Source organism: Acinetobacter sp. P37 (assembly GCF_057480965.1).
The window spans coordinates 1-15,536 of sequence record NZ_JBLIYY010000019.1 but is presented as its reverse complement, the minus strand read 5'-3'; the positions used below and the strand labels follow the sequence as shown (position 1 = coordinate 15,536).

At 41.5% G+C, this 15,536-nt stretch carries 16 protein-coding genes; 10 read left to right on the top strand and 6 right to left on the bottom strand.

The features are described 5' to 3' along the window. Positions 1–122: 122 nt before the first annotated feature. Complete coding sequence (locus tag AC25JC_RS14720; RefSeq protein WP_168379081.1) at positions 123–755, bottom strand: YiaD family glycine zipper/OmpA-like lipoprotein; 633 nt, start codon at positions 753–755, stop codon at positions 123–125. 247 nt (positions 756–1,002) lie between these two features. Here AC25JC_RS14720 and AC25JC_RS14715 point away from each other — a divergent pair, with 247 nt between their 5' ends. The 6 genes from AC25JC_RS14715 to AC25JC_RS14690 all read left to right on the top strand — a co-directional run bounded on the left by AC25JC_RS14715 (position 1,003) and on the right by AC25JC_RS14690 (position 5,580). Continuing rightward, complete coding sequence (locus AC25JC_RS14715; RefSeq protein ID WP_249707380.1) at positions 1,003–1,926, top strand: 1-acylglycerol-3-phosphate O-acyltransferase, YihG family; 924 nt, start codon at positions 1,003–1,005, stop codon at positions 1,924–1,926. A 15-nt stretch (positions 1,927–1,941) separates the two neighbouring features. Beyond that, the gene (locus AC25JC_RS14710) at positions 1,942–3,006 is read left to right on the top strand and encodes a preprotein translocase subunit SecA (RefSeq protein WP_372491125.1); all 1,065 of its coding nucleotides are present in this window, start codon (positions 1,942–1,944) and stop codon (positions 3,004–3,006) included. Between the two features lie 125 nt (positions 3,007–3,131). Further along, positions 3,132–3,851 (top strand): septum site-determining protein MinC, encoded by a 720-nt coding sequence (minC, locus tag AC25JC_RS14705; protein WP_078193110.1) that lies wholly within the window; start codon positions 3,132–3,134, stop codon positions 3,849–3,851. A gap of 65 nt (positions 3,852–3,916) precedes the next feature. Then, a complete protein-coding gene (gene minD, locus AC25JC_RS14700) occupies positions 3,917–4,729 on the top strand; it encodes a septum site-determining protein MinD (RefSeq protein WP_067670152.1) in 813 nt (270 codons plus the stop codon). Between the two features lie 2 nt (positions 4,730–4,731). Beyond that, positions 4,732–5,004, top strand: coding sequence for a cell division topological specificity factor MinE (gene minE / locus AC25JC_RS14695; protein ID WP_078190039.1), 273 nt, complete (start codon positions 4,732–4,734; stop codon positions 5,002–5,004). A 288-nt stretch (positions 5,005–5,292) separates the two neighbouring features. Next, the gene (locus tag AC25JC_RS14690; protein ID WP_067766167.1) at positions 5,293–5,580 is read left to right on the top strand and encodes a PA4642 family protein; all 288 of its coding nucleotides are present in this window, start codon (positions 5,293–5,295) and stop codon (positions 5,578–5,580) included. Positions 5,581–5,662: 82 nt separating this feature from the next. Here the strand turns inward: AC25JC_RS14690 and AC25JC_RS14685 are convergent, their stop codons facing one another. Continuing rightward, a complete protein-coding gene (locus tag AC25JC_RS14685; protein WP_486924320.1) occupies positions 5,663–6,565 on the bottom strand; it encodes an AEC family transporter in 903 nt (300 codons plus the stop codon). 104 nt (positions 6,566–6,669) lie between these two features. Between AC25JC_RS14685 and AC25JC_RS14680 the strand changes: the two genes are divergently transcribed. Further along, positions 6,670–7,566 carry a LysR family transcriptional regulator gene (locus AC25JC_RS14680; RefSeq protein ID WP_486924338.1) on the top strand — a complete coding sequence of 299 codons (897 nt, stop codon included), beginning with the start codon at positions 6,670–6,672 and terminating at the stop codon, positions 7,564–7,566. Positions 7,567–7,618: 52 nt separating this feature from the next. Here AC25JC_RS14680 and AC25JC_RS14675 read toward each other — a convergent pair whose 3' ends face one another. Then, complete coding sequence (locus tag AC25JC_RS14675; RefSeq protein WP_486924319.1) at positions 7,619–10,732, bottom strand: DNA translocase FtsK; 3,114 nt, start codon at positions 10,730–10,732, stop codon at positions 7,619–7,621. Between the two features lie 253 nt (positions 10,733–10,985). Between AC25JC_RS14675 and trxB the strand changes: the two genes are divergently transcribed. The 3 genes from trxB to AC25JC_RS14660 all read left to right on the top strand — a co-directional run bounded on the left by trxB (position 10,986) and on the right by AC25JC_RS14660 (position 13,618). After that, positions 10,986–11,939, top strand: coding sequence for a thioredoxin-disulfide reductase (gene trxB / locus AC25JC_RS14670; RefSeq protein WP_180024006.1), 954 nt, complete (start codon positions 10,986–10,988; stop codon positions 11,937–11,939). 110 nt (positions 11,940–12,049) lie between these two features. Continuing rightward, a complete protein-coding gene (gene aat / locus AC25JC_RS14665; protein WP_180089343.1) occupies positions 12,050–12,781 on the top strand; it encodes a leucyl/phenylalanyl-tRNA--protein transferase in 732 nt (243 codons plus the stop codon). Positions 12,782–12,802: 21 nt separating this feature from the next. Then, positions 12,803–13,618 carry an arginyltransferase gene (locus tag AC25JC_RS14660; protein ID WP_078190044.1) on the top strand — a complete coding sequence of 272 codons (816 nt, stop codon included), beginning with the start codon at positions 12,803–12,805 and terminating at the stop codon, positions 13,616–13,618. Between the two features lie 85 nt (positions 13,619–13,703). On the opposite strand, the gene rimI is transcribed toward AC25JC_RS14660, so the two are convergent. The 3 genes from rimI to AC25JC_RS14645 form a co-directional block, all read right to left on the bottom strand. Next, the gene (gene rimI / locus AC25JC_RS14655) at positions 13,704–14,162 is read right to left on the bottom strand and encodes a ribosomal protein S18-alanine N-acetyltransferase (RefSeq protein WP_486924318.1); all 459 of its coding nucleotides are present in this window, start codon (positions 14,160–14,162) and stop codon (positions 13,704–13,706) included. Positions 14,163–14,279: 117 nt separating this feature from the next. After that, positions 14,280–15,161 carry a metal-dependent hydrolase gene (locus AC25JC_RS14650; protein WP_078193116.1) on the bottom strand — a complete coding sequence of 294 codons (882 nt, stop codon included), beginning with the start codon at positions 15,159–15,161 and terminating at the stop codon, positions 14,280–14,282. A 215-nt stretch (positions 15,162–15,376) separates the two neighbouring features. Next, positions 15,377–15,536 (bottom strand): EF-Tu C-terminal domain-related protein (locus tag AC25JC_RS14645; RefSeq protein WP_486923805.1); only part of this gene is annotated, 160 nt, incomplete at its 5' end.

The window sequence follows — 15,536 nt, the reverse complement described above, 5'->3', positions numbered from 1 at the left end:
TAATTCGAGGATGATTATAGTCATCTGAAACGATCTTGCCTAATGCAAAATGTATTTTATCGGTCATTAAAAATGCCATAAAAAAAGCCACCCGAGGGTGGCCTTTCGTTTCGAACTAAAACTTATTTAGTTTCGTAAACTGAGATTTCTACGCGACGGTTTTGTTCACGACCTGCAGCAGTTGAGTTATCCGCTACTGGAGAAGTTGAACCGTAACCACGTGCAGTAATACGAGTTGAAGAAATACCTTGAGACGCTAGGTAGTTTTTCACTGAGTTTGCACGGTTTTGAGAAAGTGGGTTGTTGATCGCATCAGAACCTGTGTTATCTGTGTGACCGTGTACAACGATTGCAAGTTTGTTTGCAGTACCGTCTTCACGCAATACTTTAGCAACATCATTCAACGCAGATTGGAACTGAGATTGAATAGTTGAAGAGTTAGTTGCGAAAGTTACTGATGGCATAACAAGGTTGATCGAACCATCTGGATTACGACCTACGTCAACACCAGTACCAGCCAATTCTTGTTTAAGACGTTTTTCTTTCTTATCAAGAAGAAGACCTGCACCACCACCAACTACAGCACCAATTGCAGCTGCTTGACCCATTTTGTCTTTATCAGCATTAGAATAAGCAATACCAGCGCCTAAAAGAGCACCTAGACCAGTACCGATTGCTGCTTTGTCATATTCCATGTTTTGACAACCAGTAAGTGCCATTGCCCCAACTACTGCCGAAATTACTAGTGCACGCATTGCATGCCTCCTTCTTTGTGTTTTGTTGTATGGTTGAAATGATGAAGTAAAACAAATGGCTGAACCATTGATTTTTTGTTAATAATAAAACGTTTAGTTACAATTTGTAATATGAATACGAGATTTATTTGTTAATACCATCACAATTTCTTCACAGTTCTGCAGATGCCCTTTTTTATTTAATCAACTCGAACTATATTTATTAGAATCAATCATTATTTGGACAATTTCCGCTAGGACTTTTTATATGTCATCTCAAACAAATAAGCAACCGACACTAAAAAAAATTAGCAAAGGACTTACCGTCGGTTCAGTTATGACAGGCAGTACTTTTTTCCATGGTCCTCCTGTACTAGCCCTTGGTCTAACCAAACTCTTTAAAAAATCAAAAAAGGTTGATGAAACCAACATAAAAATTACCAACAGTTGGCTAATGGTCAATAACTGGTTAATTGATCACGTTTTACCCAACACAAAATGGGATATCACCATCGATGAAGGCCTCGACTTAAATTTGCATGGTCGCTATCTCATGACCTGTAATCATCAGAGTTGGGTCGATACGACAGTCAACCAATATTTTGGTTTAACCCGTATGCCACTGACGCGTTTCTTTACCAAATGGGAACTCATTTTCATTCCATTCGTTGGTCAAGCTTTTAAAATTTTAGGCTTTCCAATGATGAAACGACACAGCAAAGAACAAATCGCGAAAAATCCTGAACTTAAATATCGAGATATGGAAGAAGCGCGTAAATCTTGTGAACAGTTATTGAGCCAGCCTTTTACCCTGCTGAACTATTTGGAAGGCACTCGCTTCACCCCTGAAAAACATGCGCAGCAGCAATCACCGTATCAAAACCTTCTTAAGCCGAAAGCGGGTGGTTTAGCACTAGCACTCAATATTTTAGGGGATCAAGTTGATGCTCTCGTAGATATGACCATCGTCTATCCAAATGGTGCACCAGCTTATGGCGAATTTTGGCTCGGTGAAGTTCCACGTATCGCCGTGGATTTACGTAAAATTGAAATTCCAACGTGGGTGCATGGCGGCAACTATGAAGATGATGCAGAATTCCGTGAAAAATTTCAGCATTGGGTAGATGAGCTGTGGACGGAGAAAGACCAACTCATTACTCGTATGAAAGCTAAATACTCAGTTACTGAATAATTAAGAAGAAGTTTTATGTCGCAGAACAGCATGCCGCAAAACAAGAAATCTAAATATCATCATGTCAATCCAAACAGTTGGTCATTCAAACTGTTTTTGATTTATGACATTTTCATGGTGTTTATTATTGTTTTTAACTTGTTCTGCCTGTGCATGAACTTTTTCCTTATGAGCAATCTTGGCAGTTGGTTCTTTAACAGTATCCACCTGCCCGATGTGCTGAGTTTTTACCGTGAACATTTGCATCCGTGGGTGATTACCACCGAAGCGTGGTTCATTATCTTTTTGATTGTAGAACTATTGGTGCGTTGGGCGATTGCCATCATCAACAAGCACCATCAGCGCTGGTTCTTCTTCCCGTTTATACATTGGTACGAAATTTTAGCCATTGTGCCGCATTTACGTTTCCTGCGTTTATTTCGTGCGGGCATTATTGCTTATCGACTGTATGAAATGGGCTATCAAATCGTGCCTTCTGCATGGCAGAAAAAGGCATTGTTCTACTATCGAGTCGTGATGGAAGAACTGTCAGATCGTGTGGTACTTACCGTGTTAGATGGTGTTAAGCATGAGCTCAATACCAGTACAACCCATAAAGACCTAATTAGTAATCTTGTGCAGCATCACCGTGAGATGTTCACCCAAGTTTTAGCTGAGATTTTGCAAGAAAATTTAAGCAAAGAGCTACGTACTGAACGTGAATTGATCGCCAAAAATGTCGGACAAATCGTCAGTCAGGCCATCGAAGACACTCCAGAACTCACGCAGCTATTGCGCTTAGTGCCAATCGTTGGCAGCCGCATTGAACAGCAGATTCAAAGTATCGGGCAACGTTTGGGTGAAAATATTACCCAAGGTTTAATTTCCCCATTGGCTTATCCCAATACATCGACGGCTCAAAAACCCAATCTATATTTAGACATTTCACAGCGTGTTAGCCGTATTGAAATCGAAAATAATGCCCAGCTGGATGAGTTGGTTCGCTCTGCGGTTTTTGAAAGTCTAGAGGCTATTCGTAAGCAAGTGAAAGTAAAACAGTGGCAGCAGATTATGCAGGAACAGGACCAAGCTACAGAATAAACACTTAGTCAAAAATAATTGCGAACTCCGCTAGAGTATTCATGCAAATTGTTCTAGGATTTGCTCTATTTACAACATAACTACTTCGGCACAAAAGTAATAGTTAGAAGTCTCAAGGATTCAATATGGCTGATATACGGATAAAAGGCAAAATGGTCAATGCGATTCGCATTCACCTCGATACCAATGATCATGATGCGATCCGCCAGCAACTTACTCCAATGTTCCAAAAGGCTTTTCCACCCGGAACATTAGCCGTGATTGAAAGTACGGTTGATCAAGAACTAATTGCACTGATTCAACTACTTATTAGTATTGAAATTCAACCGATTGGTGTCACTGAAGGTCCGCTATCGGACCAAGCACGTGCTATCCAATTTCCCGTAGTTCCTGCGGATCGCAAACTACAACAAGTTAAACCGACACGCGAACAAGTGGTTGAAGAACCCGCGCCTGCAGAAGAAAAAACCGAAGATAAAATTGCTGCAGTCGAAGTACCAACCATTCGTCATGCTACGTCGTATCACAATGAAATCTTACGTACAGGTCAATGTTTAGTCCAAGACCATGGCGATATCATTATTAATGCTGGGATTAATAGCGGTTCAGAAGTAATTGCTTCAGGAAATATACATATTTATGGTAGTGCTCGTGGTAGAGTCATTGCCGGAGCTGGTGGGAACACGGCTGCACGTATTTTCTGCCATTCATTAGAAGCTGAATTGGTTTCAATTGCAGGGACTTACTGTGTCGCTGATGACATTCCACCTCATGTGGTCAAACAGCCAGTACATATTTATTTGAATGACCAGCAAGAGCTAGTATTTGAAGCTTTGCAATTTTAATGTATAAATAATCACCAAACCCCTAATTAAAAAAGGGGATTTAAACCATAACAGGAGTGGATTCGGTGGCGAAAATTGTTGTCGTAACATCAGGTAAAGGTGGCGTAGGTAAAACAACTACAAGCGCATCTTTTGCAACAGGTTTAGCCCTTCGCGGCCACAAAACTGTTGTGATCGACTTTGATGTGGGTTTACGTAACCTTGACTTGATCATGGGCTGTGAACGCCGCGTTGTATATGACTTTGTAAACGTATTGAATAACGAAGCTCGATTACAACAAGCGCTTATTCGCGATAAAGATATTGAAAATCTCTACATTTTGCCAGCATCTCAAACACGTGATAAAGACGCGTTAACAGATGAAGGTGTAGCTCGTGTAATGGACGAACTTTCTCAAGAGTTCGATTACATTATTTGTGACTCACCTGCGGGTATCGAACGTGGTGCAATTTTAGCAATGTATCATGCTGATGAAGCGATCATTGTGACGAACCCAGAAATTTCTTCGGTACGTGACTCTGACCGTATTATTGGTATGCTCGACAGCAAAACCAAAAAAGTAGAACAAAACGAAGGTCGTATCCGTAAGCATCTCTGTATTACACGTTTCAATCCAGAACGTGCGGATAAGCAAGAGATGTTGACGATTGATGACATTTCAAAAGATATTTTACGCGTACCGACTTTAGGTGTTATTCCTGAATGTAAAAGCGTTCTACAAGCATCAAACGAAGGTAAACCAGTGATTCTCTTTACAGAAGAAGCGGCTGGCCAAGCGTATGATGATCTTGTTGCACGTTTCCTTGGTGAAGAACGCCCTTACCGTCACATTACGGTAAAACCTAAGGGTTGGTTAGCACGTCTATTTGGAGCGTAATCATGGCAGGATTTTGGAGCAAACTTTTTAGCAGCGACGAGAAACCCTCAAGCGCACAAACGGCAAAAGACCGTTTAAAAGTCATCGTGGCATCTGAAAATGGTTTAGGTAAACGCCTCAGCCAAGACAAGATTGACATGATGAAAAAAGAAATCATGCAAGTAGTAAACCGCTATGTTCGTGGTGTAGATGAGCAACATATTCAAATGTCTGTTCGTTCTGAAGCGAATATTGAAATGCTTGAAATGAATATCAATTTGCCTGAAGAACGTTAATCTGAATTCTGATTAGCCAAGTAAATTGAATCAAGGCAAAATGTGAGGCTGGATCAGTAAAGCGCTGCTTTACCCAGCCGCAAGATGAGAAGCTTTGCTTCGAGTGGGCTGGATTAGTTTTATTCCTTTGTTAGATCAAAAGCTTTGCTTCGAGTAAACGGGATAAAAAAAATAACTTTAGATCCAACCATAAAATGAGTCGCTTAACTTAGAGATGGCGAATAAAACCATTTTACTTGCGTACTCATTTTTGCCTTTTTGTATTTTTAAACCAGCAAGGAGATTGCGATGGCATTATCTCAGCCAGCAACGTTCAACGAAGAATGGTCAGATGAGCGTGTATTTGCCTACCTTACTCAGCTTCCTCCTGAAGGAGTGAATGGCGACTTTCACGTGCTTTACCATGCTTTCAAACATATGCGTCCAAATGACTATGAGCGTCTTTTGACTCAATTCGTTGCCGATGGCCGTGATGTGAACGCAACTAATCCTGAAGGTCAGCGTATTCATGACGTGATTGCTCAATATCCACGTCAAAGCGCAGGTTTCCTCGAAGTATTGGCAAAATTTGCTTAATTTCGAGTACCGAAAAAAAAGCCCGCATGATGTGGGCTTTTTTTATCTTATTTAAAATCAGCGTGATAGTATTTCAGCATGATTAATGCACGATCAACATGAGCAATGGAAACATCAAGCCAAAACCAATGGTTTGTACACTAATAATGGCCGCCATCATTTGTGAATCGCCTTGATAATAGCGTGTCAAAATATAAGACGAAGATGCAGTTGGCAAAGCAAAAAAGACCACTAAAATCATCCGCTCAAAATCAGTCAAACCCATCCAAGTACTCAATAGATAAGCAATACATGGCATTAACATGAGACGCCCTATCGTATTTAAACTTAAACGACGTAGATCGGCGCGCATTTGCTGAAACTGTAATGCTGCCCCAACGGAAAGTAGTCCGAGCGGTAAACTCATGGCTGCCAATATTTTTAATAACTCAGGTAAGCCTTTAAACAGACTCAAGCCTGATAAATTAAACAATACCCCTACCACACAACCTAAAATTAAGGGATTTTTTGCGATGGACTGACAGGTCTGCCCCAATTGCTTCAGGCTTAAATTTGAAAACGCCAAGACTGAAATAATATTGACTAAGGGCACGGCAACGGCAATTAACATGGCAAACATCTGCATGCCTGTGGAGCCAAATAAAGCACCCATGAGCGACAAACCAATATAGGTATTAAAACGGATATGACTTTGGATATACACGCCAAAACGCTGCACGGGGATATGCATAAACTGCTTGATTCCCCACAACACGATGCTGATCAAACAGGTGCCCGCAACCAGTACTGTCAACATTCGTGAAACAGTGTTCAGATCCAATTGCACGGCTGAAACATTCAAAAAAAGCAGCACAGGAAATAAAACATAGTAATTGATTTTTTCTGAATTTGCCCAAAATTCATCCTGAACAAACTGTGTATATTTAAGCACATAGCCCATCGCGATTAATGCAACGAGGGGAAACAATGCGACGACGATATTCATGCTGTACGCCTTGAAATAAACAAGCTATTTCATCTTTAACCATTTATGTAGCACAATATAATCCTCATCTAAACTCATAACAAAATGAGTAATTACTCATGGCAATGACATTTTCTCAGCTTGAAATTTTTATTAAAGTCGCAGAACAACAAAGCTTTACTCTCGCTGCTCGGCAGCTGGGAATTACTCAGTCAGCTGTCTCGCATGCCTTAAAAAGTTTAGAGCAACATTGGAATGTCAGCTTATTTAGCCGTGAACAAGGCGAAATAAGTCTGACCCACATCGGTCAGCAGTTATTACTACATGCCAAAGAAGTCATTAATACCGCACAAATCATGCAACAAGAAGTGCATGCCGCACATGGTATTCAACAAGGGACGCTGAGAATTGGCTCTTTTGGTTCTTCTAGTTCGATTCATCTGCTTCCAGAGCTATTAAAAGCGTATCGAGAGCGCTATCCGCACATTGAGATCTATGTCGAAGAAGGTACCGATGCAGAAGTGTCTCGTTGGATTTATGAACGTCAGATTGATGTTGGTTTTGCCGTACTCCCTAAGCCGCAGCTGTTCACTTTCCCTTTAATCCAAGACATTTTCATTGCCTTGATTCCAGATAGTTATTCAGTTTCCAAACACAGTCATTTAAATATCCAAGACCTGCAAAATTACCCCTTTATTATGACCCGTGCAGGTAGTCAGTCTCATGTGGAAAAGTTACTGCAACAACATCAAATTCAACCCAAAATCACCTATCAAATGTCGCAACTTTTAACCATTTTAAATATGGTGAATTTACAAGAAGGTATCGCTATCGTTGCGGATATGGCTATGCCTGCTGAGCTGTTGGCGCTACATCCACATGTGGTTAAACGTCCACTCTTTCCAAATACCCAACGGCAGATTGGACTCGCCGTAAAAAATCAAAAACTCATGAGCCCGGCCTGCAAAGCTTTTATCGAACTGGCCCAGTCCATGTTCTACCAAGATAAGTTCTCAATCTAAAAATAAAAAAACCTGCCGAAGCAGGTTTTAGAGAAAGATCTAATCCAATTGATTAAACCAAAATGTCACGCTTACCATTTGGTCCCATACCACTGACGATGCCATTTTCTTCCATCTGATCAATAATCCGTGCAGCACGGTTATAACCGAGGCTAAATTTACGTTGCAGCGAAGAAGTAGAAGCTTTACGAGTTTCCAGTACAAAGCTAACGCATTGGTCATACAAAGCATCTCGATCTGATCCGCCATCACCATCTTCAAAACCGCGAGATGTCGGCTCTTCATCATAAGGCGTGAGGATTTCATCGACATAATTCGGTTCACCGCGCTCACGCCATGCATCACAAATACGGTTCACTTCATCGTCTGAAATAAACGCGCCATGTACCCGTTCAGGTTCAATTTTCCCCGGTCCGAGGAATAACATATCACCATGGCCCAGTAAGTCTTCCGCACCACCAGCGTCTAAGATAGTACGTGAATCCAGTTTACTGTTGACACGTAGCGCAGCACGCGTTGGAATATTGGCTTTGATCAAACCTGTCACTACATCTACGGTTGGACGCTGCGTCGCCAACAGCAAATGAATCCCTGCTGCACGTGATTTTTGTGCAAGACGGGTAATCATTTCTTCAGCTTTTTTACCCACTTGCATGATCATGTCGGCAAATTCGTCGGCAACAATTACGATCAACGGCATAGGCTGTAAACGTGGCGCACGACTTTGGGTTGCAGAGTCATCTGGCTTCCAAGTTGGATCGATGAGATCTTCCCCGTTGGCCATTGCTTCTTCAATTTTGCGGTTAAAGTCAGTCAGCTTACGCACTTTCATCAAAGACATCAGCTTATAACGACGCTCCATTTCATTCACACACCAGTTCAATGCACTCACCGCATCTTTCATGTCGGTTACAACAGGCGTTAATAAATGTGGAATATCGTTATAGTTGGCAAGTTCCAACTGTTTCGGGTCAATCATGATGAGTCGCAGTTGCTCAGGTGTATATTTCAACAACATCGACAACAACATGGCATTAACTGCGACTGACTTACCAGAACCCGTGGTACCTGCCACCAACATATGCGGTGCTTTCGCCAAATCTGCCAAGACAGGATTACCCGAAATATCTTTACCCATCGCCATACTAAGTAAGGCATTTGGATCACGGTATGCCGGCGTTTCTAACAGCTCAATAAGACGAACCATTTCACGTGAACTATTTGGGACTTCAATCCCGATATACGGTTTACCCGGAATAACTTCCACCACACGTACAGAAGCCATAGACATTGAGCGTGCCAAGTCACGTGAAATATTGGTCACTTTCGATGCTTTTACACCGGGTGCCAAATCTAGTTCAAAACGTGTCACGACAGGGCCCGGCTGTGCTTCTACAACTTTAGCTTTGACATTAAACTCTTGCAGCTTAATTTCTAAAAGTTCAGACAAGCGAGACAATTGCTCTGCGGTAAAATTAACTTTCTTATTCGGATCTACAGGATCTAATATTTCCAATCCCGGCAAAGTCGGTAAATCCAAACGTTTTTGTGCCACTTGCATCGCACGAGACATTGGACGACCAGAGGCATCGGTTAAAGGCGCATCAAAGTCAAAATCATCTTCGAGATCTAAATCGATGTCTTCAGGCTTACCTGCTGTTTCTTGCCACACTTCACGGAAAGCATCTTTATTCGAGCTGATTAAGGCTTTTTCATCATCAGATACAAAAGTCTGCGGCTGTGTATTGATTTCAGCACGAACCAAAGGCGTAGATTGCGCATAACTACTGGTTGTACGAACTGGCTGTACCTGTTCTATCGCTCGCTCTGCTTCTTCAACCAGCAAATCATCGAGATCATTAAATTCAGCTTCAGCATTGATATTTTTCGGTGTGGTGAGCGTTGTCGTTTGTGCAGCTGCCACACCTAATCCTACAACAGTTGCAGCAGTACCTGTTGCAAAATCATTTGAATGCGTTGCAGGGCTTTCACTTTGTGCTGTATTAAATGGGCTATGCACATCAGTCGCTGTTTTACCATTCGGGACAGCCGCTAACAGCTCATCGAAGATTTCATCATCATCCCAATCCACTGATTTTTTAGCAGGTTGCACCGCTTCTGTCGGAGAAGTCGAATGCACATCCGCTGCTTTGTTGAAATATTCAGTTTGATTGGCAGGCTGCTCTTCTTCTGCAGCTTTTAGTAAAGCATCAATATCTTGTTTGTGCCGTTGGTCATCATTTGAATGCAAGGCACGCCAAACCTCTCCCGTCGCAACAACACGTTGTTGATCTTGCTCAAGCTGACGCACTTTCGCCAAAGTATGTTCAAAATCTTCATCGGATGGTGTGGCAGTCTCCGGCGAATTTACCTTAGATAAATGCTGTGCATTGCCTTCTTTGTCTGCCCATTCTTTATCAGCAATATCATCAAATAAACGCTCAGCAACACGATCACGTACTACAGGGTCAACCTCTACAGCATGATGCTCATGGGCGGGTGTGACTGGTGCAATCACTTTTGATGCATGCGCAGCAGCACTCTCTTTTTTAGTAGATGGTACGGTACGGTCAAAAGCAGTATCTCCTTCAGGGACATTGCGATAGAACAAATCTTGGAGATAAGCCGGTGTCGATTTCATGGTTGCCCATGTCTTATTCCACTTGATACCAAAGGCCAAAGTGAACAACATGATCCAAAATGCAATGAGAAATACTGCTGCACCATAGACCGTTAAAATTTGTTCAAGACTTTGACCCAGTTCATAACCAATAATCCCGCCCGATGCATTTTCTAAAGTATCTTCGGGAACATTCCAAAACAGGAAAAGTAAACTTGAAGTTGCCAGTAAAATAAAGAACTGAGCGGCATAGCGAAATGGACGGTTTAGAAAACTACGTGGCCACCAGACTTGAATTGCTTCGAGAAATAAATAGACAGGTATCAGCAGACTTGCCCAACCTAAAAATCCATAGAGTAAATCAGCGATCCATGCGCCTGCGACGCCGCTGGCATTTGAAACTTGCTGAGTATCACTGGATAAATGCATCCATCCCGGATCAAATGGCGTATATGTGACTGTTGCAAGGAACAGATATATCCCAAATGAAACAAGGAATAATGTCATTATTAAGCGCTGTGCATATGCACCCGACACCGCTGTCATATACGTTCCTGTAACCAATTCTTCATGAATGTTTTTGTCATTACCCACAACAAAAATGGGCTGAATCTAAACCTGTTATTATGCACCTGTTCAATAAAAAAGATGCAAGATAATTTAAGTATAGTTGTTAACTTTATTCTATATAGCTCAAAACGATTTCGATGATCAATAATATCGACTTTAATCTCACACAATCGTTTCAAACTTTGACGTATAATTCCACAAATTATCATATAAAAAAAGGATTCTACGGATGAGCGCTCGTCACTCACGTCTAATTATTTTAGGTTCTGGTCCTGCAGGTTATAGCGCTGCGGTATACGCTGCCCGTGCGAACCTGAAACCGACACTCATCGCAGGTATTCAATTAGGCGGTCAATTGACTACAACGACAGAAGTAGACAACTGGCCAGGTGGTGCAGAAGGTTTAACAGGCCCTGCCCTAATGGAACAAATGCAAGCTCATGCTGAACGTTTTGGTACAGAAATTGTGTATGACCATATCAACGAAGTGGACCTCAATGTTCGTCCGTTCGTGCTTAAAGGCGATATGGAAGAGTTTACTTGTGATGCATTGATTATTTGTACAGGTGCAACTGCACAATATTTAGGTCTTGAATCAGAAGCTGCTTTCATGGGTCAAGGCGTAAGCGCATGTGCAACATGTGATGGCTTCTTTTATAAAAATCAAAAAGTCATGGTTGTCGGCGGTGGTAATACTGCTGTGGAAGAAGCGCTGTATCTTTCAAACATTGCTTCTCATGTCACTCTTGTACACCGTCGTGACACTTTACGTTCAGAGAAAATCCTTCAAGATCATCTTTTTGCAAAAGAAAAAGAAGGTAAAATCAGTATTATCTGGAATCACCAAGTGGATGAAGTTATTGGCGATAACACCGGTGTGACTTCTGTACGTATTAAATCTACGCAAGATGATTCAACTCAAAACGTTGATGTCACTGGTATGTTCGTGGCGATTGGTCACAAACCAAATAGCGGTATTTTTGAAGGTCAATTGAACTTACGTGATGGCTACATCCAAGTTCAAAGTGGCACCGCAGGCAACGCAACACAAACGTCTATTCCAGGCGTATTTGCTGCGGGTGATATTGCCGATAGTATCTACCGTCAAGCCATTACTTCTGCAGGTTCAGGCTGTATGGCTGCACTCGATGCTGAAAAATATCTTGATGCACTCGGTGAATAATCTTTTGCTTCAGTCATTTGCTTAGCTAAATAGTTTTAAAAATTAGCCGACCTGATGGTCGGCTTTTTTATGTATGATAAATATCCGTGTAACTCAATAAGAAGCTTGGCATGCCGATACTCCCTCCTTCTGAATTTACTTTCCCCGATCCTGTTGAATGCGATCCCGAAGGTGAAGGCTTAATTTGCATCGGTGCTGACCTCTCCCCTTCCACACTGTTTGAAGCCTATAGTCACGGTCTTTTCCCATGGTTCAGTGAAGGTGATCCAATTTGTTGGTGGTGTCCTGAACCCCGCTGCATTATTCGACCGCAGGACTATCATCCAAGCAAATCGTTATTACGCAGCATGAAAAAAATGGACTATAAGATCACCATTAATCATGCGTTTGAAACTGTAATTCGCTCATGTTCTTTGCCGCGTAGTTATGCCAATGAAACATGGATTTCAGAAGATATTATTCAGGGATATTCTGCGCTGTTTGACGCAGGCTATGCTTATAGCATTGAAGTTTGGGAAAACGAGATCGTTGTCGGTGGCCTCTATGGTGTCAATATTGGACATGGCTGCTTTGGCGAGTCTATGTTTAGTACACGAACAGATGTCTCTAAAATGGCGTTTTACACCTTAATGCTCATCGGGCAAGAGAATCAGTTGCCATGGATTGATTGCCAATTGGTCAACGATCACCTCTTAAGCTTAGGTGCGAGTACACTTTCTCGCCAACAATACCTTAATTCGTTACAAGATGTTGTTAAACAACCCTCTATCGATTGGAAAAAGTATCAGGACAGTGTATTTTCAAGTAAAACAATAGCGCAATGGGCAAGTCTCAGCGCATGACAATAAAAGAGGGATATTACGATGAATTCCTATCAACCAAAGTCCCTGTTGAACGAATTACAGTACTACATCACGCCTCCGCATGATTGTAGCTACTTAGAAAATAAATCTGCTCGGATGGTATTTTTGGACCCGGTCCATCGTATTGATGTGGTCACGTTATCCGAACTTTCCCGCATGGGTTTTCGTCGTAGTGGTGATTTTGTCTATCGCCCTGAATGTCATCTTTGTCGCCAATGTTTGTCCTCTCGCGTTCCTGTTCATGAATTTCAAATGAACAGCGTGCAAAAAAAAGCGTGGAAACGGAATCAAGATTTAACGGTGAAAATTAGCCGCCCTCAAGATGCCGATGCAAAGCATTATGCGCTGTACGAACGCTACATTAATGAGCGGCATGCTGATGGTGATATGTACCCACCTAGCCAAGATCAATTTGAAAAATTTTTAATTAATAGCTGCACTGACAGTTTCTTTTTAGAGCTGTGGTTAGATGAGCAACTGATCAGTGTATCTACCTGTGATCCACTTGATGATGGTATTTCAGCGGTATATACCTTTTTTGATCCTGATGAAAGCCGTCGCTCACTAGGTACTTTTGCCATTCTGAAACAAATTGAGCATGCACAAAAGCTTGGACTGCAATATGTCTACTTGGGCTATTGGGTGCCCGATTCGCAAAAAATGAATTATAAATCTCAGTACATTCCACTGGAACTTCTGCTTGATGGACAATGGCGTCGACTCAACCGACCACTGACCCAAGAAGAAATTAGCCAACTGGGGGATTCCCTGATGACCACCTTACCTTCCGGCTGGAACAATCCTATTATTAAATAAACGGGATCAAACAAAAGATATTCAATAAAATAGCATCCGTTTATTCACGAATGCTTTCTTTAAATTTGATCACTCTTCATCGCTTTTATTTAAATAAAGCTGCAAAATCATCACCACAAGTCTTCACCATAATAATGGCGTGCTCACGAGTTCCATCGGCATTTGGATAATAATTCTTTCGCAAATCGATTTGATGAAAATCCGCTTTTTCATATAAACGGATCGCTGGTTGATTACCTTCTCGCACTTCTAAGAAGATTTGAATGGGGTTATTTTTGAGTAAAGCAATAGATTCATTGAGCAATTGAAAACCTAATCCTCTGCCTTGCTGGCTCGGATCGATCGCCATTAACAATAAATTTGCTTCATCTAGAACGGGTTGTAAAATGCAAAAACCTACAACTTTTCCTTGTCGCTCAATCACCGCACTTTGATAGGCAGCAATCGATTCTTGAAATTGTTTTATGGTCCAAGGATGGCTTTGTACACGGCGCTCAATATCGTAAACCTGCTGTACATCAGCGTCTTGCATCAAACGAATCATCTTCGTTTATCTTTCTATGGCTAGGGTATGCGCATTATAAAAAGTTTGCTTCTAAAGTTGAATAAAAAAAAGAGCGATTTACATCGCCCTTCTCAAAAAGTCACCACGGCGCTGAGATTAGAGACCCAAATATGCTTTCCACGTTTTTAACAAACCTGAAGTATCTAAATCATTCGGGTGAAAACCAGGTTTAAAATACATCAACATTTCTTTACCCATACCAGTGATGATGCCTTTTGAAGGGCTATAACCATAGGTATAAATATCTTTTAATGCTTCAAAATTAAGCTTGTTATCTTCTTTTAATAAACGAGCGACAAAATAACTTTGTACGAAGAATAATGTCACCATTGCGCCAATCAATGAACCTGTACGGAGTGCGTAGGCCTTTATTCCCTGACCAAAGACACCTTCAAATACATCATAAGCTACGGCTTTATGCTCATTTTCTTCAATCGCATGCCATAACCACATATTTTTCATGGTTTCATCAGTCATTAAGGCTTGAATATGTGGGTTTACCAATAACTGTGAAGCAATCGTTGCAGTGAAATGCTCAAGTGCCGTAGTTGCAGTAAGATCCACCATTTCTTGAGTAATACCAACAGGTTTACCAATACGTGCAAAGACTTTGCGCACACCTTGGATAACACGACCCGTTGCCTTATCAAGTGTTTCGACATCATGACCGTATTTTTGTGCAGAAGCATTAAAACCCTCATGCTCTTGCGTATGCATTGCTTCTTGACCAATGAAAGCACTAATTTCTTTTTGTAGGGCTTCATTATTTGCGATCGCGGGGTGTTTACGTACTGCACGCACACTATCAATAAAGAACATTTCACCCGCGGGAAATAAAGCAGACAATGCGGTCATAAAATGTGTCAAACCTGCTGAGCCATTCATCCAGTACTCTGGTACCGCATCAAAATCAAAATTCATGCGACGCACAGGGAAACTTGCACCTGCTCGATTAGTGATCTTTACTTTAGCGTTCATGCCTAACTCCTTTTTGAGTTATGAAATACTCAAACTTTTATTGGTTTTCTTGAGTTCATATTACGGTTTTATTGACGCGTAATTATTTCAGTTAAGGACAGTGAATTATCACTAAAGGACAGCTTTAAAAAATATTGTCAGACAATTTCCCTATCACATTGAATAAGCATAAAAAAAGCGCCTCAAAGAGGCGCTTTTTTACACACATTTAGTGATTATGCAGTTACTTTAGAAACTACACCCGCACCAACTGTACGACCACCTTCACGGATCGCGAAGCGTAAGCCAGCGTCCATTGCGATTGGGTGGATTAATTCTACTGACATTTCTACGTTGTCACCAGGCATAACCATTTCAACGCCTTCTTTAAGCGAG